Here is a 20051-nt window from a genome sequence, read left to right as displayed (position 1 = left end):
CGGAGGTCCTCGATGCGCATCTGTAGACATTGTGGAATCGGTTTTCTGATCCTGTGGAGCGGTTGGGGTCCGGTCGAGAGCGCTCCGGAGAATCCTCCCGAAATCCTGGGGTTTTCCCGCGGCGCGGCCGAGGAGCAGCGGCTCCTGGAATCGAAAATGGACGCTGACCTGGATCCGGCGCAGATTGAAGAATGGATCCGAAAACTCAGTTCCCGCCCGCATCACCCGGGCTCTCCCAAAGGCCGGGAAAACGCCGAGTTCATGGTTTCCCTCTTTCGCTCCTGGGGGTATGAAGCCCGGTTGGACGAGTACCGGATCCTCTTTCCCACACCCAGGCTTCGCCGGTTGGAAATGCTGGAGCCCGAGCCCTTCCGGGCTCGCCTGAAGGAACCCGCGCTGGCCGAGGATTCCACCTCCGGCCAGACATCGGAAATTTTGCCCGCCTACAACGCCTACTCGCCGGATGGGGAGGCGACCGGTCAACTGGTCTACGTCAACTACGGGATCCCGGCCGATTACGAGCAACTGGACCGCCGGGGCATTCAGGTCAAGGACCGGATCGTCATCGCCCGCTACGGGGGTTCATGGAGAGGGCTCAAGCCCAAGCTGGCGGCCGAGCGGGGCGCGCTGGCCTGCATCATCTATTCCGATCCCAAAGACGACGGGTATTTCCAGGGCGACGCCTATCCCACGGGTCCGTTTCGGAATGAGGATGGGGTGGAGAGGGGATCGGTGCTGGACATGCCGGTCCATCCCGGAGATCCATTGACCCCCTTCACGGCGGCGACCGAGGACGCCGAAAGATTGTCCCGCAGCGAAGCGCCCACCCTGCCTCGAATTCCGGTCCTTCCCATCTCCCATGAAGACGCCCTTCCCCTGCTCAGCGCGCTGGGGGGTCCGGTGGCTCCCCCCCATTGGCGCGGCGCCCTGCCCATCACCTACCACGTGGGTCCGGGTCCGGCCAAGGTGCGCCTCAAGCTGGAGTTCAACTGGGACCTGGTTCGCGTCTACAACGTCATCGCCCGGCTGGAAGGCCGGGAAGAGCCGGATCAGTGGATCCTCCGCGGCAACCATCACGACGCCTGGGTCCACGGCGCCAGGGATCCGGTGAGCGGTGTGGCCGCCATGCTGGCCGAGGCCCGGGCGGTGGCCAGCCTGTCCGGGGACGGTTGGCGTCCTCGCCGCAGCATCGTCTACGCCGCCTGGGACGCCGAGGAGCCGGGCCTGATCGGCTCCACCGAGTGGGTGGAGGAATACGCCGGCGAGTTGAAGAAAAAGGCCGTCGTGTACGTGAACAGCGACTCCAACGGCCGCGGATTCCTGAGCGCGGGAGGCTCCCACATCCTGGAGACGCTGGTCAATCAGGCGGCGAGGGACGTCGACGATCCCCAGACGGACCTGAGCGTCCTGCAGCGTTCCCTGGCCCGGCGAACGGTCTCCATCGATCCGCTGCCGCTTGCACCGGTGGAGCGGGTGAGGCTGGGAGCCCTGGGATCGGGTTCCGACTACACTCCGTTTCTCCAGCACCTGGGAATCGCCAGCCTGAATCTGGCTTTCGGCGGCGAGTCCTCCCAGGGCTCCTATCATTCCCTCTATGACTCCTTCGACCATTACCACCGGTTCATGGATCCGGGATACCGGTACGGCGTGGTCCTGGCCCAGGTGGCCGGCAGAATCGTTCTTCGGCTGGCCAACGCCGAAGTCCTGCCGTTGGAGTTCACCCGCCTGGCCGCCACGCTGGAGGGTTACCTGACGGAGGTCATGAATCTGGCCGGCGAAATGCGCCGCGGGACCCAAGCCCTGAACCGTTGGATCCGGGAGGGATATCTGAAAGCGGCCTCGGACCCGACGCGGATTTACGTCCCTCCCGCGCCGCGGGATGCGGTTCCCTTCTTCAACTTCGCGCCGCTTCGAAACGCCGTGGCGGGACTTCAGGTCAGCGCCCGCAAGTATGCTCGCGGCTACGGACGTTTCGCATCGAGGGGCACGCTTCCGGAAGCGGAACGGTTGCAGTTGAATCGGATCCTGACGGGGCTGGAGCAGAAATTCGCACACCCGGAGGGGCTGCCGGGGCGCCCCTGGTACCGGCATCACATCTATGCGCCGGGCTTCTACACCGGGTACGGAGTCAAGACCCTTCCCGGAGTACGAGAGGCCATTGAGCAGCGGAACTGGAAACAGGTCGAGGCTCAGATCGAACGGACGGCCGGCTTGATCCGGGCTTTCTCCGGCGAGGTCGAACGGGCGGCTCGACTCCTGGCGCCTTGACCGTCACGCCAGGACGTCGTGGAGGACCTTGCCCCCCACGTCGGTGAGGCGGAAGTCCCTCCCGCTGTACCGAAAGGTCAATCGCGTGTGGTCCAAGCCCAGGAGATGCAGGATCGTGGCATGCAGGTCATTGGGATGGACCCGGTCTTCCACGGCCTTGTATCCGAAATCGTCGGTGGCGCCGTAGGTGCAGCCGCCGCGAATTCCACCTCCCGCCAGAAGCGTGCTGTAGCCGTGCACGTTGTGGTCCCGCCCCTTTCCGATCTTCTCCAGGCCGCTGTTCTGAATCATGGGCGTGCGGCCGAACTCGCTGCCGACCATGACCAGGGTCTCCTCGAACAGGCCCCGTGACTTCAGATCCCGGATCAGGGCGGCGATGGGACCGTCGGCCACCTGGGCGTGGCGGCGGTGGTCCTGGATGTCGTCGTGGCTGTCCCAGGGCTGGGAGCTTCCGTAGAAGACCTGGACCATGCGAACCCCCTGCTCCACCAGGCGAAGGGCCATGAGGCAGCCGCGGCCGAAGTCGCTGTCGCCGTACCGCGAGCGTGTGGATTCCTTCTCCCGGGTGATGTCGAAGACGTGGGGCACTTCCATCTGCATCCGGAACGCCACTTCCATGGCGGCGATGCCCGACTCCAGTTCCGGCTGGTGACCGAGCCGTCCCAGGTAGGAGCGGTTGAGTCGGGACAACAGAGCCAACTGCCGCTCCTGCTCGCCGGGGAGCAAACTCTGATTTCGAACGTTCCGCACCAGCTTTTCCGGCGACGTCTCGTTGTTGCGAACGTGGGTCCCCTGGTAGGTGTTGGGAAGGAATCCGGAGGACCAGAGGGGAGGGCCCACGATGGGATAGCCGGGGCACAACACCACGAATCCGGGCAGGTTCTCGTTCTCGGAGCCCAGTCCGTAGGTGATCCACGAACCCATGGAGGGGTGACCGGGGAGCTGATGTCCACAACTCATGAGGAGCAGGGAGGGCTCGTGATTGCCGATGTCCGAATGCATGGAGCGGATGACGCAGAAGTCGTCGATGGATTCGCCCACTTGCGGGAAGATCTCAGAGACCGGGATTCCGCTCTCGCCGCGGCGGCTGAAGCGAAACGGAGATCTCATCAGGGTTCCCGAGGCCCGGTCGGTCCTGACCTTGGGGCCGGGAAGCGGATCGCCGTGGTGCCGGTCCAGCGCCGGTTTGGGGTCGAAAGTATCCACCTGGGAGAGCCCGCCGTTGAGGAAGAGAAAGATGACGTGCTTGGCCTTGGGTGGGAAATGGGGTGTCCGGCGAGACAGGGGCTGGTCGCCGGAAGGGCCGGCCAGCAGGCTGGACATGCCTACCGTGCCGAACCCGGTCCCCATGAGAGACAGCATTTCACGTCGGTTCATGTTGGGCTCCTCCCGTGACAACGGTAAGGGAATCTTTCCGGATTGTCAGTACCGTGCCAGTCCTTTCCGGCCAACCCCGGCTGAGTTCGGACACCTCAGTTCACCGAACTGAACTCGCTGGACGCCAGCAGCATCTGAGCGTACTTGGGCCAGGGATCCTTTTCTTCCTCCAGGTATTCAAGCCCCATGCGGATCTCGGACGGATCCGGGGGGCGTCCGTACAGCAATTGGTAGGCCCGCCGGATCCGGGCCCGGTTCCCCTGAGGAGACTCTCTGGCCAGGCGGCCGGCCAGGGCTTTCGCCTGCTCCATGACAAAGGGGCTGTTGAGGAAAAAGAGCCGCTGCATGGGACCCACGGTCACGGCGCGCCGGTCGCTGTGGGCATTGGGGTCGGGAAAATCGAACAGCGCCATGGCCCGGTCGGGCTGAGTCCGGCTGACGGTGGCGTACAGGGCGCGGCGGCGGTGCTTTTCGTCCAGCGGATTCGGCGGTCCGCCCGGCGTGCGGTCCAGACTTCCCGAGACGGCCAGTATCGTGTCCCGCAGGGCTTCCGCGTCCAGCCTCTGAATCGGGTTCATTCGCCACAGTAGCCGGTTTTCAGGATCCTTCCGGAAATTCTCCTGGTGGTGTCGGCTGCTCCGGGCATAGGCGGCCGACAGCATGATCTCCTTGTGGAGTTGCTTGACGGACCACCCGTTGCGAATGAAGCGCCCCGCCAAGTAGTCCAGCAGCCGGGGATGGCTGGCCGGTTCTCCCAATCTCCCCAGATTGCTCGGCGTCGAAATGAGTCCCCGGCCGAAATGATGCTGCCAGATCCGATTCACCATGACTCGCGCGGTCAGAGGGTTCCGGGGATCGGCAATGGCCTTGGCCAACTCCAGGCGGCCGCTTCCTTCCGTGAATGGTTTCGGGGTCCCGTCGCTCAGAATGTGGAGGAACCTTCGCGGAGCCACGTCCCCCAGGTTCTTCGTGTCGCCCCGAATGGCAACTTGGAGGTCCTCCGGTTTCTCCCGGTCCTGATAGATGTGGAGAAACGGATAGGGCTCGGGAGCCGAGTCCTCAAGACGCTTCAATTCGGCGCGCATCCGGTCCAGATGACCCTTCCAGACCGGGCTGAGAAAGCGATCGATCTCCAATCCCTCTTCCGCACCGTAGTAAAACACTCCGCCCGGGAACCGGAAGCTCCCTCGGGGATGGGGCCCCGCCGCCAGGTCCCTCCACAGGTACCACTTCTCCAGGTCGAGGAACTCCAGGTTCGTGAACTGGCGGGTGCCCTGGTCGGCGACCCCTTTGGCCCCGCCCAACTTCACGTAGTTCCTGTCCTCGATGCCCTTCTTCTCGGCGTGGACGGCCAGCACCGCGTCCTGGAAGAGGCGGGAGAGATCGTTCACCTGTTGGAGAGTTCCTCCCTGGTCTCCAAGCTCTTCCCACTCACGGAGGTAGGGGTGTTCCAGGTCCTTTCGACCCAGGTACTTGACCCACCGGTCCAGGATCTCCGAGTCCAGTTCGGCCGGCGGCGCCTGCGAATTCCCGCGCATCGCCTTCCAGGCGGCCACCATGTAGCCGGAGGTCTGTCCCATCAGGATTTCCGACAGTTGCTCCGACTGAGCCGTGATGAAGGCCTGAATCGCCTCCTTCCGGGCGTTGATCCGCTCCTGGCTCTGCTTGTAGGCATCGACGACGGGGTCGGCCACCAGAGGGTGTTCCCCGGCTTTGCTGCTGGTGAACACACCCTTCAGGGAATAGAAGTCCTGAGTGGGGATGGGGTCGTACTTGTGGTCGTGGCACCGGGCGCAGCCCACGGTCAGCCCCAGGAAAGTTCGGGCCGTCACGTCCACCAGGTCGTCCAGGTTGGGAGCGATGGCGAGAAAGCCCAGGCCCGCAAGCAATTCCTCCCGGCTTTCGACAGGCAGTTGGTCGGCCGCGACCTGGGCCAGGATGAATTGATCGTAGGGCAGGTCCCGGTTGAACGCTTCGACGACCCAATCCCGGTATCGGAAGGCGTTGGGATAGGGAGTGTCCGTCCGGGCTCCCAATCTGCCGTCGGAATAGCGGGCCAGGTCCAGCCAGTGGCGCCCCCAACGCTCTCCATAGTGGTGGGAGGCCAGCAGCCGCTCCACGACCCGGGAGAAGGCGTCCGGAGAGGTGTCGGAGGCGAAGGCCTCCACCTCTTCGGGCGTGGGCGGAAGTCCGCTCAGGTCGAAGCTGGCTCTCCGGATGAGAGTACGCCTGTCGGCGGACCCGACGGGAGCCAGACCCTCTTTTTCCAGCCGGTCCAGGACGAAATAGTCGATGGGGTTTCCCGGCCGGGGGGCATCCCCCACGCCGGGAGGATCGGTTTCCTGCAGCGGCCGCAGAGACCAGAAGGCCCGTTGCTCCGGCGTGACCGTGTAGGTGGCTGCCGGATTCGAGGCGATCAACTTGTCGCCGGTGTCCGGCCAGACGGCGCCGGCGTCGATCCAACTGCGCAGGTCCTCGATTTTCCGGTCGCTGAGCTTTCCCTGGGGAGGCATCTGCAGCCTCTCATGGGTGTGGGAGACGACCCGGACGAGCAGGCTGCCGGCAGCGTTTCCGGGCCTGATGGCCGGCCCGGAACTGCCCCCGCGAACCAGTCCGTCCCTCGAATCCAATCGAAGATCTCCCTTGCGGGCGCTGGTGTGGCAGGCGTAGCAGTTTTCGGCCAGCAGGGGCCGAATGCGCATCTCGAAGAACTCGGCCGCGGACCTGTCGGAGCCGAACAAGGGCAGGGCGGGCCCCAGCAGGATCCCGATGGAGAGTATGACCCGATTGATCATGGAGTTAAGATCCAAGTTACCAACGGCCGGAAGAAACTGTCAACGGCGGGGGACAAGGGGGGGAGGAACGGGGGAGCGGAACTGTGAAAGGGCGGGCACACCGGCCCGGATTGAATGGCGGGTCAGACCGCGGCGGTGATTCGAAGTTTGGGAACCCTCACCATGACCTTGGACCCGGGAGGCACGCTGCTGATGATCCAGACGTTGCCGCCGATGATGGAATCCCGGCCGATGACCGTATTGCCGCCCAGAATCGTGGCCCCGGAATAGATGACCACGTTGTCCTCGATGGTGGGATGGCGTTTCTTTCCACGGGCCGCCGCCGCCCCTTCGGGGAAGCTCAGCGCACCCAGAGTCACGCCCTGATAGAGCTTGACGTTCTCTCCGATCTCGGTGGTTTCGCCGATGACGACACCGGTGCCGTGGTCGATGAAGAAACGGCGGCCGATTCGGGCGCCCGGGTGGATGTCGATTCCCGTTTCGTGATGGGCGTATTCGGTCATGATCCTGGGGATCAGCGGGACGTTCAAAAGGGTCAGCTCGTGGGCGACCCGATAGATGGTGACGGCCTTCATGCAGGGGTAGCTGAAGATGATCTCGTGGTTGCTCCGGGCCGCCGGGTCGCCGTCCATGGCGGCCTCCAGGTCCAGTCCCAACAGCCGGCGAAGTCGCGGAAAGGTCTTCAGGAAACGAAGGCAGATGGCATCCGCGGTTCTCCCGACCTTCTCCGGGTCCGGACCGGATTCGAGAATGAGTGCTTTGCAGATCTCCTTCGAGAGGCGCCGGTACACCTCTTCGACCAAGCCGCTCACGTACTCTTCCACCGTCTCGTTGGTGACGGATTGGTGCCCGAAGTATCCGGGGAAGAGAATCATTCGGATCTTTCCCAGGACGTCGACAACGACCCGCTGGCTGGGAAGCGGCGTCTCCCCCAGGTGCTGGTGCTTCAGACGGCTGTCCCGGTAGGTGGCAGCGATGTCGTCGATGACTCGGGGAAGAGAACGCCGGCCTCGCGATCTGTCGTCGATCTTGGAACTCATGGCCCTGACCCCTCGCCAACAGTCTACTACGGTGCCGGGACCGCTGTCAGGACGGCGCCGGAGGACCGCCGCGGCCCGGTCTCGGCCCGGAGCGGACGGCCGGGCCGGGCTGGTGCCGGCCTTGTCAGGATAGGGGGGTCTGTCTATGATCCGTCTCATGTCCGACTACGGCTCGCCTCCGTCGCCGCTCACCGAATTGTCGGAAGAGGAGGCGCTGTTTCGGGATGCCGTCTACGACTTCGCCCGGAGCGAGGTCCGGCCGCTGGCCGCGGAGATGGACCGGGACGGAGTCTTCCGGCCCGAGCTCCTGCAGCAGTTTTTCCAGTTGGATCTGATGGGCATCGAGGTCCCCGCGTCATTGGGTGGGGCCGGGGCCAGTTTCTTCATGTCCATTCTGGCGGTGGAGGCGCTGAGCACGGCGGATGCGTCGGCCGGAGTCGTCGTGGACGTCCAGAACACCCTGGTCAACAACGCTCTGCTGCGATGGGGGACACGGTCCCAAAAGGAGCGGTATCTGCCCCGCATGGCGTCGCGGTGGGTGGGCGCCTACGCCCTCTCGGAGGCGACCTCCGGCAGCGACGCGTTCACCATGGCGGCCCGGGCCTCCAGGCAGGGGGACCATTACGTTCTCAACGGCCGGAAGCTGTGGACCACGAACGCGGCGGAGGCCGATCTTTTCATCGTCTTCGCCAACGCGGCCCCCGAGAAGAGGTACAAGGGCATCACCGCCTTCCTGGTGGAACGGAGCTTTACCGGGTTCCGCGTCGGAAAGAAGGAGGACAAGCTGGGCATTCGCGCCTCGTCCACCTGCGAGCTGATCCTGGAGGATTGCGCCGTGCCTGCGGAGAACGTCCTGGGAGCCGAAGGCATCGGCTACAAGGTGGCCATCGAGACTCTGAATGAGGGCAGAATCGGGATCGGCGCCCAGATGATCGGCCTGGCCCGGGGGGCCCTGGACCATGCCCTCGCCTATTGTCGAGAGCGGGAGGCGTTCGGCAAGCCCATCGGCCAGTTCCAGGGGGTCCAGTTCTCGGTGGCGGAAATGGAGACGGAGTTGGAGGCGGCGAGACTCCTGGTCTACAACGCGGCGCGGTTGAAGGACGCGGGCAAGGCCTTTCTGAAGGAAGCGGCGATGGCCAAGTACTACAGCTCCAGGGTCGCCGAGAAGATCACGTCCCGCGCCATCGAGATTTTCGGAGGCTACGGCTATACCCGGGACTATCCCGTGGAGAAGTATTTTCGGGACTCCAAGATCGGGTCCATCTACGAGGGCACGACCCACATGCAACTCGCCACCATCGCCAAGCAGGTCCTCAGCCCGTAGCGGCCTGCTCCGGCCTGGTTTTCGACTCCATGGAAAAGCTGGAACTGCCGGTTCCCGTCGCCGCGTTCTGCCGGGATCTGCTGCGCTGGTACCAGCGGCACCGGCGCGATCTTCCCTGGCGCCGCCGGCTTGAGCCCTATCCGGTCCTCCTGGCCGAGGTGATGCTCCAGCAGACCCAGGTGAAGACCGTCGTTCCCTACTACCGGAGGTTTCTGAAGCGTTATCCCACGCTGGAAGACCTGGCCGAAAGCGACGAGGACGAAGTCCTTGCCCTCTGGTCGGGGCTGGGATATTACAGCCGGGCCCGCAATCTTCGCCGGGCAGCCCAGCAGATCCGCGACCGCCACGGGGGTGAGTTCCCACGGACCTACCAAGAGATGATCCGGTTGCCCGGAGTCGGCCGGTATACGGCCGGAGCCGTCCTCTCCATTGCCTATGGGCAACCGCTGCCCATCCTGGACGGCAACATCCGCAGGCTCTTCGCCCGCTACCTCAAGATGGACGGCGTCTCCGCCGGAGACGATTCCCCGCCGCTGTGGGACCTGCTGACCCGCATCAGCCGCTATGCCGCGGCCCGGGAGGAAGTGTCCGATCTGAACCAGGCTCTCATGGAATTGGGGGCCCTGGTCTGCACGCCGCGCTCGCCGGGTTGCGGTCGCTGTCCGCTGGAGGGGAGTTGCCTCGGACTTCGGGCCGGAGTTCAGGAAAAGCTGCCCCTGCCCCGCGCGCGCCGTGCCGTGCGACGGTTGAGCTACGCGGTGGCCGTGATCCGTCACCGGGATCGATTCCTGCTGGCCCGGAACCGGGAAGGTGAATTCTTGAAAGGGATGTGGGAATTTCCCCGGATTCGGGTCAGGGATCCGGATCCGGATCTGACGGCCGATGCGCTGGAGAAGGCCTTTCATCGCAAGCTCGGCTTGTCGCTCAACATCGGCGGCTTGCTGAAACCGGTTCGTCATCAGATCACGTTTCGGCGGCTCACCCTTCATCCGGTTGTGGGCGCGCTCCGGACGGCCGCCCCACCCCCGGGACTGGTGTGGGCCGATCCGGGTGGGGACCGTTCCTATCCGGTCCCCGCCTATGTGGGCAAGATTGCGAGACTCTACGCCCGGGAACACGGGCCGGCTTGATTCCGGACCCGACCTGAGGGAATGCCAGGGTGTCCCGGAGGTTTCCCCATTACGCTCAGTTCAGGCCGCGCCGGACCAGCAACGAGGCGGCGTCCGGATCGCGGCCCCGGAAGGCCCGGTAGAGAGCCATGGCCTCCCGGCTGCCTCCTTGCGACAGGATCATCCTGCGGAATCGGTCACCGTTCTCCCGTGTCAACCCGCCGTTCTCCTTGAACCATTCCACCGTATCGGCGTCCAGCACCTCGCTCCAGATGTAGGAGTAGTACCCGGCCGAGTAGCCGCTGCTCCAGATGTGTGAAAAGTAGGTGCTGCGGTAGCGCGGCGGCACCGCATCGAGGGCGACGCCGGCCTCGGCCAGCACCGCCTTCTCGAAATCGATCACACCCTCGTCATCGGGCGCTTCCTCGACCGTGATCTGGTGCCACGCCTGGTCCAGCAGCGAGGCGGCCAGGTACTCGGTGGTGGCGAATCCCTGGTTGAATTTCTCGGCGGCCAACATCTTTTCCACCAATTCCATGGGCATGGGCTCCCCGGTCTCGAAATGGACCGCGTAGTTCGCCACCACCTCCGGCCAGGTGGCCCACATTTCGTTGATCTGGGAGGGGAATTCGACGAAGTCGCGAGCCACGGACGTTCCCGAGAAATAGGGGTAGCGCACCGAAGAGAAGATGCCGTGGAGCGCGTGACCGAACTCGTGAAACAACGTCTCCACCTCATCGACGCTCAGCAGCGTCGGCTCCCCGGCGGGGGGCTTCGGGACATTCATGTAGTTTCCGATTACCGCCCGGGTCCCCAGCAGCTCCGACTGGGAGACGAACGAGCTCATCCAGGCGCCCCCCTGTTTGGAGGACCGGGCATAGAGGTCGACCAGAAACAGGGCCAGCGGCCGGGAGTCGGCGTCGAGAACGTCGAACACCCTCACGTCCGGGTGGTGGGTGGGGAGATCGGTCCGCTCGTGAAGGCTGATCCCGAACAGCCGGTTCGCCGCGTAGAAGACGCCCTTTTGCAAGACGTTGTCGATTTCGAAGTAGGGTCGAAGCTGAGACGCGTCGAAGTCATACCGTTTCCTGCGAACCTGCTCCGCGTAGTAGGCCCAATCCCACGAGGCCAGCGGATGGCTCCCGCCGTCGCCGTCAATCATGGCCTGCAGGTCCCGTGCCTCCCGCGCGGCGTTGGCGGCCGCCGCCTCCGCCAGTTGGGAGAGAAAGCGGTTGACCGCCTCCACCGTCTTCGCCGTCTGCCGCTCCAGGCTGTAGGCGGCATGGTTGGGATAGCCGAGGAGCGCCGCCCGTTCCGCCCGCAGCCTGGCGGAGCGGGCCACGATGCCCCGATTGTCGAACTCGCCTCCCCGGCTGCCGCGGGCTTGGGACGCCTCCATGATCCGTTTCCGCATCGCGCGGTCCCGGATCCAGGTCAATGGCGGCTGGCCACTGGTGTTCCGGAGCGCAACCAGGAACTTTCCCTTCAGGTCCCGGGCCGCCGCCGCATCCGCCGCCGCCTGGATCTCGTTTTCCGACAATCCTTCCAGTTGTCCGCGGTCGGCGACGACGACAGCGGAATCGTTGACCTCGGACAGCAGGTTCTGGCTGAAGCGCGTCTGCAGGCCGGCCAGATCGACGTTGATCTCCTGGAGCCGAGCCTGGCCCGACTCCGAGAGCCGCGCGCCCGCCCGCACGAAGTCGGTGAAATACTCCTCGATCAGGCGCCGCGACTCGTCGTCGATACCCAGCGCCGCCCGGCGGCCGTACAGGTCCCGGACCCGTTCGAACAGCTTGCGGTTCAGCAGAATGCGGTCTCTGTGGGCGGAAAGTTTCGGAGCCATCTCGCTCCGGATCTCGTCCAGCTTGTCGTTGGTGTGGGCGAGGACCAGGTTGAAGAAGACGCTCCTGACCCGTCTGAGCATCCGGCCGGAACGCTCGAGCGCAACCAGAGTGTTTTCGAACGTGGGAGGCTCCGCCTGGTTGGCGATGGCGTTCACCTGGTCCAGGTGCCGGGCCATGCCCTGCTCGAAGGCGGGCCGGAAGTGCCGCTCGTCGATCCGATCGAACCGCGGGTAGTTGAATGGTAGGGAACTCTCAGTGAAAAAAGGATTCTGTGGCATGGCAATCGTCGTCTCGTCCTGGGTCGTTTCCGGTTCCGAACGCGAGCACCAGGTGAACAACACCAGTGCCGCGGCAATCCCAATCTGGGATCCTCCCAACCGCATCAGGGTAATGCTACCGCAGGGTTGATCCCGGCTTCACCCGGGACGCCGGCGGCGGGTGCCGGGAGATATTGTAGGGTTGCTCCTGGAAACGATGAAAACACAGGAAATATATTGATCATGAGGCTGAATAACCTGTAATATCGGTATCAGTGAGAACGATAATACAGAGATTCCGGTGGCTCACCACTCGGCTGCCAATTGCGGACAAGCGCCGCCTGGTGGTTCTGACCGGAGCGCGCCAGACCGGAAAAACGACACTGGCCCGGGATCTCTACCGCGATCTGCGGTACCTGAACCTGGATGCGATCGAGGAACGGGAGGCGGTGCGCGCAATACGCAGCGGCAGTTGGGGCCGGGTCGTCGGCGCAGCCGTGATCGACGAGGCGCAGAAGGAACCTGGCGTCTTCGACAAGGTGAAGCTGGCCTTCGATGGAGGGCATCTGTCGTTCTCGGTCCTGCTGGGTTCGTCTCGATTCCTGCTCCTGAAACGCATCCGGGAGTCGCTGGCCGGCCGGGCGTTCGTCTACGATCTATGGCCGCTCACTGCCTCCGAGTTGCGTCGCGCCGTCGGAGTCACTCCGCCCCGCCCGCTGTTTGATCGGCTCATCACGCGGCCGGACGCGTTCTCGGCGATCCTGGGTGAAGAGCCGCCGCGGCTGCTGGGTGACGAAGCGACGGCGCGCGTTGAGGCAATCGATCACCTCGCGGCTTGGGGCGGGATGCCCGAGCTCCTGTCGCTGGACGATGAGGACAGGCGTGAATGGCTGCGCTCCTACCAGCAGACGTGGCTCGAGCGTGACCTTGCCGATTTGACCCGCGTCGCCGACCTGTTGCCGTTTCGCTCACTGCAGAGGCTGGCCATGCTCCGCACCGGACAACTCCTCAACTATGCGAAGCTGGGCCGGGACGCCGCCGTCAGCGCGGCCACGGCCCGCCGATACCTGGAGTACCTCCGTCTGTCATACCAGGTCGAGCTGCTGCAGCCGTATGCGCGCAACCTCACCAGTTCGACGGTGAAGAGCCCCAAGCTCTACTGGATGGACCTGGGCCTGTTGCGCCAGGGGACCGGATTCTGGGGTGAGATCACCGGACCTCTGTTCGAGACGCTGGTCGTAGCGGAGGCTCGCAAGTGGATCGACACCCTCGGGCGCGACGCGATGCTGTGGTTCTACCGGACGCGCTCGGGACGGGAAGTCGACCTGCTGGTCACGACCTCCGCCGGCGTCATCGGTATCGAGGTGAAGAACCGCACCCGGATTGGGAGGGTCGACTGCTCGGGGCTGCGCGTGTTGGGAGAGGCGTTGGGAGACGAGTGGCTCGGCGGCCTGGTCGTCCACCGGGGCGAGGACCTGTTGGAGTTGGAACCGGGCCTTTGGGCAGTTCCGGTTCACAGGCTCTTCTAAGGAAAAGGGGGGGCGATTTCCAATCGCCCAGTCTTCGTTGCCAAGTTTGTCAGTCAGGAGTTCGGCGATTGGAAATCGCCGCTCCAGTTCGGCGGTTAGGAAACCGCTCCTTTTTCTACCGGGCGTCCGCCGGACTGGGCCGATGGGGGAGCTTCTGAATTTTGATCCGTCCAAGTTTCCCTGCATCGGCTCCCCATTTTCAGACCGGCTGGTAAGATGGTGAAACGTGATTGCAGACTGGGAACATCGATGCCGGTGCAAATGACCTGTTTTCGAATCGGCGCACGATCGCGGCCGTTCCTCCTGGGCGCGCTCTGCTCGATGGGTTTCCTTCTGGTCTGCATCGCGCTCGAAGCCCAGCGCAGGGGGCCTCCCCGGCGGTTGGAAAACCCGGTCGACCTCACCCTCCCCAACAAATCAAGGATGGAATTTCGAAGCTTTCCATCGTCCGCCTTGGGGATGAATGCGGATTACAGCGTCCTGCTTCCGCCCAGCTACGATGAGGAATCGGACCGGAGATTTCCCATCGTCTACTTTCTTCACGGATTGAACAACGACCATACGAGTTGGGCGACGCCGCGCTACGGGGATCTTCCGGCCCGCATCGACCTTCTCATGAGCCAGGGGAAACTGCCCCACTTCGTCATGGTCCATCCCGACGGACAGAACAGCCTCTACACCGATTCTCCCGACGGGACCGGCAACTACGAGACCTACATTCGAAACGATCTCTTACAGGCGATTCAGGGGCGGTACAGGGTTCGAACCGACGCCGGGGGACGCGCCATCGGAGGCGTCTCCATGGGAGCTTACGGAGCTCTCAAGATCGCCATGAAGCACCCCGGTCTCTATGCCTCGGCCGCCGGCGTCTCGCCCATCGTCTTTCTGGGCGAGGACCCCTTCGAGGTCCTCCGATCCAACCCCTCCCGAAGTTCCACCTATTTCCTGCGTCTGGTGGAAAAGGCCTTCGGCGATCCGATGGACCAGGACTACTGGAAGCAGAACAGCCTGGAAGAACTGGCCCGAAGCGCCTCCCTGGCCGGATTGAATCTCTACTTCTCCTACGGCACCGCCGACCGCTACAACCGGCGTTTCCCCATGGAGCATGGCATCAAGTCGCTGGCGCGGATCCTGGACCAGCGTGGGGTCTCCCACCAGTGCATGATCTTCGAGGGGGAGCCGCACGGCTGGGAACTGGTGGCGGCCCACCTGGAGGAGACGCTCGCGTTCCTCACCCAGACCTTTTGAGAATGTGGAAGGGCGATTTCCAATCGCCCGTTCTTCCGTCGCCGCTTTGCTACGCGGGAGTTCGGCGGTTTGGAAACCGCGGCTCGTTTCCTTTTTCTCCCCGCCGGTGGGGGAGCTTTTGAGAAGAGGAACCCAACGTAAGGACACCCCTTGTGGGTGTCCTCTTCGAGTGTCACGACGGATCGCGGAAGCGAAGCACCACCTTGCCGAACTGGCGTTGGGACTGCAGGCGCTCCAGGGCGGCGGCGGCGTCTTCGAAGTCGAAGACCCGGTCGATGCAGGGAAGGAGCCTTCTCCGGCCCAGCAAGCGTACGATCTCGGCAAACTCGTTCCGGTTGCCCATGGTGGAGCCGAGGATATCGATCTGCTTCCAGAAGATGAGACGGATCTCGGTGGCCGGGTTGGGTCCGGTGGTGGCCCCGCAGGTCACGATCCTGCCTCCCTTTCGGGCCATCTTGAGGCTCTGAAGCCAAGTCGATGCGCCGGGGCCCTCCACCACCAGGTCGATGCCGCGCCGATTCGTAGCCCGGAAAACCTCCCGGGCCACGTCGCATTGGGTGTAGTCGTAACAGAAATCGGCCCCCAGGCTGCGAGCCAGGTGGAGCTTTTCCTGTGACGAGGAACTGACCCAGACGCGCGCCCCCGACAACTTGGCGATGGCCAGGGCGGCTGTGGCGACGCCTCCTCCGATCCCGTGAATGAAGACGTCCTCCCCCGGCCGGAGCCGGCCCCGGGTGCAGACCATTCTCCATGCGGTCAGGTTCACCAGCGAGAACGCCGCCGCTTCCTCGAAGGTCACGCCATCGGGAATCCGCGCCAGGTTGCGGGCCGGGGCCGCGAAATACTCGGAATAGACCCCGGGGCCATGTTCTCCCACCAGGCCGTAGCGCACACAGAGGCTCTGCTCGCCGTCCTGGCAGAACTCGCATTCCGTACACCAGATCCCGGGGTTGAGCATGACCCGGTCTCCAACTTGAAGACCCTCCACGCCGGCGCCCAGTTGTCGGACCACTCCCGCGGCATCCGAGCCCAACACGTGGGGCATCTTCTGCTTGATGCCCGGGATGCCCTCCAGGACGAACAGGTCCAGATGGTTCAGGGCAGCGGCACGGGTCTGGACCAGCACCTCGCCTCTCCCGGCCCGGGGAGTGGGGACCTCGTCGATGCGAACCTGGTCCAGGGTTCCATGTCGATGGATCAAGACGGCTTTCATGAGATCGATGTTCCTGCAGGAGTCAGGGGTGATAGTACGGTTTTCGCAGAAGACGGGCCTTGGTCTCGTCGGCCGCCGCCCTCCGCATCAGTTCGGGCGAGGCCTCGCAACCCGGCCAGTCCACCATGTAGGAGGGACCGTACTGATACAGAAGCCAGAGCTTGGATTCCGTTCGGGACCTCTTCATGCAGTGGGAAATGCTCTCGCTGAAGATCACGGCGGAGCCCGCCGCCAGGGAGAGGTCGTTCAGTGCCGCAACGCTCTCAGGAGGACGCCCCCCGTAGGGGTGGGGGAAGTTGCTCTTGTGGCTGGAGGGGATGACGGAAAAGGAACCGTCCCCGCTCCCGGTGTCGTTGAGGGCAATCAGGCAGGAGACCAGCAGGCAGCGGAATTCTCCGTCGATGAAACAGCGGTAACGGGTGTAGCGCCGGGGGTCGGCGAGGCCGCCCTGAGAAATGTGTCCCGAGATTCCGGGTTCGCGAACGATGGCGCGGGATGAGACGAGGCGGATCTGATCTCCCCAGATGAGCTGCTGCATGGCCTCGACCAGCCGCTCCTGGACGAATGCCTGTTCCAGGATCCCGCCGCACTCGACGACGTTGAGCAACTCGACCTCGGGACCGTTGCGGCGCAGCGTCACGTGTTCCGGGGGGCTGGCGAGGCTTCCCTGGAGCTGCCGTGTGGCTTCACCAACCTGCGCAGCGGTCAGAAAATCTTCCAAAACCAGGTAGCCGGTGATGTCGAAAACGTATCGGTCTTCGTCCGTCAGATACTCGATCCCGGTCCCGGTCTGAAAGGGCCGGATGTCCTTCTCTTCCTCTCGCTGCTGATAGAGCCTCTTTTCGACCATGACTTGCCGTTCGGCTACCCGGACTCGGAGGCCCGAAAAGGGGACAGGTTGAAACCCGGCGCCGAATCGAAGGGCGGCGGTCCCTGCACCAGTTCCAGTTGCCGGGGCGTAGCCCGCTCCTCGAAACCGGACGCGGTCTCGATCTGATCGTCCCAGGCCGCCTGAAACGAGGGCGCGTAGGACGCGAAGATGGTGCGCCGGATCTTTCGGCTCCGGTTCTGCACGGCGCCGTGGGTCAGGTCCTCCGAGAAGATGACCGCGTCGCCCGCCCGGCAGGCACAGGTCTGCACCAGGGGTGGTTCTCATCGGGGTTCTCCAGGTGTTGGGGGCTGGCATAGTTGCCCTTGTGGCTTCCCGGAATCACGGCAAACGCCCCCTCGTGCACGTCCACGTCCGTCAGGGCGTAACCCACCTTGACGCTCACGCATTCGAAGCGGTCCCGGTTGCAGGCGAATTCGCTGTAGGAGAGGAGCTCCGAGTAACCGTGGTGAAAGACGGTGGCCCGGCCGGGGCAACGGGACAGGAGGTGGAGAGCGTCAATCCGGATCGGGACCGAGATCATGGCCTCCATGTAGGGCAGCACCGCGGGCCAATCGATGAGCTGCTCGAAGACTCCCCCGTATTTGAGCAGGGTGCAGGAATAATCGCGGCACCCGGTCGAACCGTCCGGTTCGTCGGGATAGTAGCTCCGGGTCAGCCCCTTGGCGCCGATCTCGCTGTCGGACAGGGCTTCCAGCTTGTCCAGCTCCCGGTTCAAATCATTCACGAGACTCGGGGGGAGAACATTCCGCAATATGAGGTAGCCGTTCAGGTCAAAGAGGTAGGTCTCTTCAGGGGTCATTCCGGCAATTCTCCAGTCTGGGTGGGGAACAGGATTCTGGCCATGGTCACCGCCGGGGCGCCTCCAACGGCCGGATTCTAACACCTGCGACCCTTCCATTTCCCCGGCTTCGAGGCTAGTCCGAGTCGATTACGCGGTTAGAATAGGCGCGGCATGGAAAACTTGACTCATTCCCTCGTCGGAGTGGCTCTTTCCCGGGCGGGGCTGGGACGAATGACTCCCTACGGCACCGTCTCCCTAGTCGTGGCCGCCAACCTGCCGGACGCCGATATCGTCGTGAGCGGGTGGGGGCCGCTCTACTATCTTCACCACCACCGGGGAGTGACCCATTCGGTGTTGGGCGTCCTGGCGCTGGCCCTGTTGTTTTCCCTGCTGCTCAAGTTTCTGGCTCGGTTCCGATCCGGAGACAAGGCATTTCCATTCGGCCCGCTCCTGGCCAGCGTCACTCTGACCCTGGTCAGCCATCCGCTGCTGGACTTGACCAATTCCTACGGCCTCCGTCCCTGGCTGCCCTTTTCCGGGAAGTGGTATTACGGCGATCTGGTCTACATCGTGGATCCCTACCTCTGGTTGATCCTGGGCGGCGCCGTCTTCCTGACCGCCCAAAGGACGCGTGTGACGCGCCCGGTCTGGATCGCGGTTGTGGTCTTCATGTCTTTCCTGGTGGCAAGGAACGCCGAGGCCCGCCCGGACGGTCCGGTGGTGGCGGTTGTTTTCTTTTCGGCTCTGGCGTTGATCCTGGCTCTCAAGCAACGGCGGACGGTTTGGAGCCGCTCACTGAATCTCTGGGCCTTGGGTGGAGTCGCGGTCTATTGGGGTTTGCTGCTCATCTCCCGAACCGTGACCCTGACGGGAGCGGCTCCGGAGATCGCTCGGGAACATCCGCAGGTCCAAACCGAAACTCTGGCCGCTTTGCCCCGTCTGGCCAATCCCTTGAGTTGGGAGATCCTGTGGCAGGATCGAAAACGGGTCCGCATCTGGAGAGCGTCCCTGGACGGCGGCCGGCTCGAGGGACACCAAGCCTACCGGAGGCGCCTGGATCACCAGGCCGTCCAAGCGGCGCTGGACACTTGTCCCGGGCGGGTGATGAAGGCTTTCGGCCGCTTCACCTTCTACGACGTGAAACCGGAACCGGACCGCGTCCTGGTGCTGGCGCGGGACGCCCGTTTCTCGCGAATGCAGACTTCCGGATTCGGAGTCGTCCCCATCCCCATGAGTCCCGACCTCTCGCAGAGCCTGAGTACCCTGGCCTGCCCGTGCCGGGATTGAGGTGGATGAAATCCGCGGGGGCGGCCCTTCCGGTTGTCCGGGCTTCAGACTCGGGCCGGGGTGGCCAAGGAGCTAACGCGACTGTTCTTCGCGCAGCTTCCTGGTGAGCGCCGGCACGATCTCCATCAGGTCCCCGACGATTCCGTAGTTGGCCAGATTGAAGATGGGGGCGTCCGGATCGGTGTTGATGGCCACGATGTTGGCCGAATTCCTCATGCCCACCACGTGTTGAATGGCGCCGGAGATGCCGCAGGCGACGTAGAGCCGGGGCGCCACCGACTGGCCGGAGCTGCCGATCTGGCGGTCCCGCTCCAGCCACTCGCTGTCGACGGCCGCCCGGCTGGCTCCAAGCTCGGCCCCCAGCACCTCCGCCAGCTCCTCCAGGAGGCGCAGGTTCTCCTTGCGCTTGATGCCGCGGCCCGCCGCCACGATCATGTCCGCCTTGGCCAGGTCCACTTTCTCCTTCACCGCTCCGACGGTTTCCACCACGGTGCGGCGATGCGCCAGTCCCGACAGATCGACGGTTCGCTCCACTACGGGGGAACTGCCCTCCAGCAGGTCGTTGCCGGCGCCGGCTCCCGACTGGAAGGTGGCGATCCAGGGATGAGAAGAACGGACCCGGACGTCCGCGTTGATTCGATTTCGAAACATCTGGCGGACGAAGACCATGCTCTCGCCGTCGATTCTGCAGCCGATGCAGTCGGTCACCAGTCCGCACTTCAGGGATGCGGCAAGCTTGGGAGCCAGGTCGATGTTCTGGTAGCTGTGTCCCATCAGGAAGGCCAGGGGACGGTCCTGCTCCAGGATCCGGGTCAGGGCGAGGCAATGGGCGTCCGGATCGTACCCGTCCAACCGATGGTGAGAGACGACCAGGGCCGCGTCGGCCTGCAATCCGGCCGCGTTCTCCACGACGGAACGATTCGGTCCGCAGAGAAGAAGCGCTTTGACTCCAAGTCCGTGCGAGCGGCCGAGCTGCTGCGCCAGGGCCAGGGTTTCCCGGGAAAGGGTGTCCACCCGCCCATCGGAGTGGTCCAGCAGTACGTAGATCCCGCCCGTCATGGTTTCTCCTCTGATCGTCTGGGCGTTG

At 64.2% G+C, this 20051-nt stretch carries 15 protein-coding genes; 6 read left to right on the top strand and 9 right to left on the bottom strand.

What is annotated here, in order from left to right:
- Nucleotides 1–12 precede the first annotated feature (12 nt).
- Nucleotides 13–2268: a M28 family metallopeptidase gene (locus OXT71_11390; GenBank protein MDE2926990.1), complete on the top strand. Its 2256-nt coding sequence runs from the start codon at nt 13–15 to the stop codon at nt 2266–2268.
- 3 nt (nt 2269–2271) lie between these two features.
- On the opposite strand, the gene OXT71_11385 is transcribed toward OXT71_11390, so the two are convergent.
- From OXT71_11385 to OXT71_11375, 3 genes are all read right to left on the bottom strand, one after another.
- Nucleotides 2272–3645, bottom strand: coding sequence for a DUF1501 domain-containing protein (locus tag OXT71_11385; protein MDE2926989.1), 1374 nt, complete (start codon nt 3643–3645; stop codon nt 2272–2274).
- Nucleotides 3646–3740: 95 nt separating this feature from the next.
- A complete protein-coding gene (locus OXT71_11380; protein MDE2926988.1) occupies nt 3741–6440 on the bottom strand; it encodes a PSD1 and planctomycete cytochrome C domain-containing protein in 2700 nt (899 codons plus the stop codon).
- A gap of 122 nt (nt 6441–6562) precedes the next feature.
- On the bottom strand, nt 6563–7480 hold the full coding sequence (locus tag OXT71_11375) for a serine acetyltransferase (protein ID MDE2926987.1): 918 nt from the start codon (nt 7478–7480) through the stop codon (nt 6563–6565).
- A 145-nt stretch (nt 7481–7625) separates the two neighbouring features.
- On the opposite strand from OXT71_11375, the gene OXT71_11370 reads away from it, so the two are divergent.
- Both OXT71_11370 and mutY read left to right on the top strand, forming a co-directional pair.
- Nucleotides 7626–8804 carry an acyl-CoA dehydrogenase family protein gene (locus OXT71_11370; GenBank protein ID MDE2926986.1) on the top strand — a complete coding sequence of 393 codons (1179 nt, stop codon included), beginning with the start codon at nt 7626–7628 and terminating at the stop codon, nt 8802–8804.
- A gap of 29 nt (nt 8805–8833) precedes the next feature.
- On the top strand, nt 8834–9934 hold the full coding sequence (gene mutY / locus OXT71_11365) for an A/G-specific adenine glycosylase (GenBank protein MDE2926985.1): 1101 nt from the start codon (nt 8834–8836) through the stop codon (nt 9932–9934).
- Nucleotides 9935–9989: 55 nt separating this feature from the next.
- Here mutY and OXT71_11360 read toward each other — a convergent pair whose 3' ends face one another.
- Nucleotides 9990–12035: a M3 family metallopeptidase gene (locus tag OXT71_11360; GenBank protein ID MDE2926984.1), complete on the bottom strand. Its 2046-nt coding sequence runs from the start codon at nt 12033–12035 to the stop codon at nt 9990–9992.
- Nucleotides 12036–12289: 254 nt separating this feature from the next.
- Between OXT71_11360 and OXT71_11355 the strand changes: the two genes are divergently transcribed.
- Both OXT71_11355 and OXT71_11350 read left to right on the top strand, forming a co-directional pair.
- On the top strand, nt 12290–13543 hold the full coding sequence (locus OXT71_11355) for an ATP-binding protein (protein MDE2926983.1): 1254 nt from the start codon (nt 12290–12292) through the stop codon (nt 13541–13543).
- 261 nt (nt 13544–13804) lie between these two features.
- Nucleotides 13805–14791, top strand: a complete 987-nt coding sequence (locus tag OXT71_11350) for an alpha/beta hydrolase-fold protein (GenBank protein ID MDE2926982.1) — start codon at nt 13805–13807, stop codon at nt 14789–14791.
- Between the two features lie 172 nt (nt 14792–14963).
- Here the strand turns inward: OXT71_11350 and OXT71_11345 are convergent, their stop codons facing one another.
- Genes OXT71_11345 through OXT71_11330 form a run of 4 tightly spaced genes read right to left on the bottom strand, consistent with a single transcriptional unit; the run spans nt 14964 to nt 17695 of the window.
- Complete coding sequence (locus OXT71_11345) at nt 14964–16004, bottom strand: zinc-binding dehydrogenase (GenBank protein MDE2926981.1); 1041 nt, start codon at nt 16002–16004, stop codon at nt 14964–14966.
- A 22-nt stretch (nt 16005–16026) separates the two neighbouring features.
- The gene (locus OXT71_11340) at nt 16027–16854 is read right to left on the bottom strand and encodes a phytanoyl-CoA dioxygenase family protein (GenBank protein ID MDE2926980.1); all 828 of its coding nucleotides are present in this window, start codon (nt 16852–16854) and stop codon (nt 16027–16029) included.
- Nucleotides 16855–16868: 14 nt separating this feature from the next.
- On the bottom strand, nt 16869–17144 hold the full coding sequence (locus OXT71_11335; GenBank protein MDE2926979.1) for a phytanoyl-CoA dioxygenase family protein: 276 nt from the start codon (nt 17142–17144) through the stop codon (nt 16869–16871).
- Nucleotides 17090–17695: a phytanoyl-CoA dioxygenase family protein gene (locus OXT71_11330; GenBank protein ID MDE2926978.1), complete on the bottom strand. Its 606-nt coding sequence runs from the start codon at nt 17693–17695 to the stop codon at nt 17090–17092. The genes OXT71_11335 and OXT71_11330 overlap by 55 nt, the downstream gene beginning before the upstream one ends.
- Nucleotides 17696–17848: 153 nt before the next feature.
- Here OXT71_11330 and OXT71_11325 point away from each other — a divergent pair, with 153 nt between their 5' ends.
- A complete protein-coding gene (locus OXT71_11325; GenBank protein MDE2926977.1) occupies nt 17849–18964 on the top strand; it encodes a metal-dependent hydrolase in 1116 nt (371 codons plus the stop codon).
- Nucleotides 18965–19036: 72 nt separating this feature from the next.
- Here the strand turns inward: OXT71_11325 and OXT71_11320 are convergent, their stop codons facing one another.
- A complete protein-coding gene (locus tag OXT71_11320) occupies nt 19037–20023 on the bottom strand; it encodes an electron transfer flavoprotein subunit alpha/FixB family protein (GenBank protein ID MDE2926976.1) in 987 nt (328 codons plus the stop codon).
- Between the last annotated feature and the right edge of the window lie 28 nt (nt 20024–20051).

The sequence above is a fragment of the Acidobacteriota bacterium genome, assembly GCA_028874215.1.
Lineage (GTDB): Bacteria > Acidobacteriota > UBA6911 > RPQK01 > JAJDTT01 > JAJDTT01.
This window is presented reverse-complemented; position numbering and strand designations above follow the sequence as displayed.